The organism is Thiolapillus sp. (assembly GCF_048562965.1).
GTDB lineage: Bacteria > Pseudomonadota > Gammaproteobacteria > Chromatiales > Chromatiaceae > Thiolapillus > Thiolapillus brandeum_A.
In genome coordinates, this window is the sequence record NZ_JBHNMF010000818.1 from 1 (window position 1) to 1,309 (window position 1,309).

The 1,309-nt window shown below is 51.4% G+C and carries 1 protein-coding gene; it reads left to right on the forward strand.

Annotated elements, in window-relative coordinates:
- Window positions 1-354: 354 nt before the first annotated feature.
- Complete coding sequence (gene tpx, locus ACOCD2_RS20340; protein WP_293650265.1) at window positions 355-861, forward strand: thiol peroxidase; 507 nt, start codon at window positions 355-357, stop codon at window positions 859-861.
- The last annotated feature ends 448 nt before the right edge of the window (window positions 862-1,309 follow it).

Consider the following 1,309-nt stretch of genomic DNA (forward strand, 5'->3'; position numbering starts at 1 on the left):
AAGGCTCTTCTCCGCTTTGATGAGTGAAAAAGGATACCAGATACCCAAGTAAGCTATTGATAGTATGAGGTCTCTAACCACTTCACCGCCAATATGGGGGTACCCCTGCCCACTGTATAGGGCTCTTCTTGAGCGTGCCAGTAAGGCCGTCAGGTGGCCGTGGTAGGCGCCCACAGTGGCCAGAGTTCTTCGGCGCGTAGATCTGGTATCATTTCTCTTGGGTGAGCTGCGTGTAGCCTCTCATCGTGCTCCTTTCCTTTCTTACTGGTCTTACTGGACTGAGTAAGCCATGATGCTATCGCGGCTTAGCCATCCACTCCAGATCAAATTACACTTAACGAGTTGAATCAAATCATGGCAACAGTAACACTGAAAAAAGACCTCGAAATCCACACCAACGGTGAACTTCCCGATGTGGGCGCCCAGGCACCAGATTTCAAACTGACCCGGGGCGACCTCACCACGGCCCGGCTCGGTGATTGGGCAAACAAGAAGATCGTACTGAACATCGTCCCCAGCCTCGACACTCCCACCTGTGCAGAGTCGGCCCGCAAGTTCAACGCGGCTTTCGCGAATCGCAAGGATGCGGAAGTCCTTGTGGTCTCTGCCGACCTGCCCTTCGCCCAGGGACGTTTCTGCAGCATCGAGGAACTCGAAAACGTCACACCCCTGTCGATGATGAAAGACAGGTCCTTCGCCGAAGACTACGGCGTTCTGTTCATCGATGGCCCCCTGCAAGGCTTGGCCGCGCGCGCCATCGTCATCATCGATGAAGCAGGCGCCGTCATGTACACACAACTGGTGCCGGAAACCGGCGATGAGCCAGACTATGATGCAGCCCTGAACGCTCTGAACGCCTGATCAGGGAGTGGAAGGGGTTAACGGGTGGCCATGGCGTTTTAGCGAATGATTCAATGTTACGGAACAGGGCTGGCAGATCATCATGGACAGCTACTTCCCTGAGCCAGATGTTGATGGAGCAAATCATACAGGCCCCTTCCGCCTGGATTAAATTGTTTATATTCAGATAATTAGCAATTTATTGCGCATCCCACTCACTCATCAAAGCGGAGAAGAGCCAACTAAAGTTACGGATTCAGGTATACAATCAAGAAGTTATTCTGTATTTTCTAAGCTCCGAAACTTTAAGTGGCTCATGGAAAAACTGAACAACCGTCCCCGAAAACTCCTGGGCCAGAAAACACCCAAATCAGGTATTCTTCGGGAACAATCCAGCCGTTGCACTTGTTGAGTTGAATTCGCGGAGAACGAAAATGTCGAAAATCCTATGTAAACGCATCATCATGCT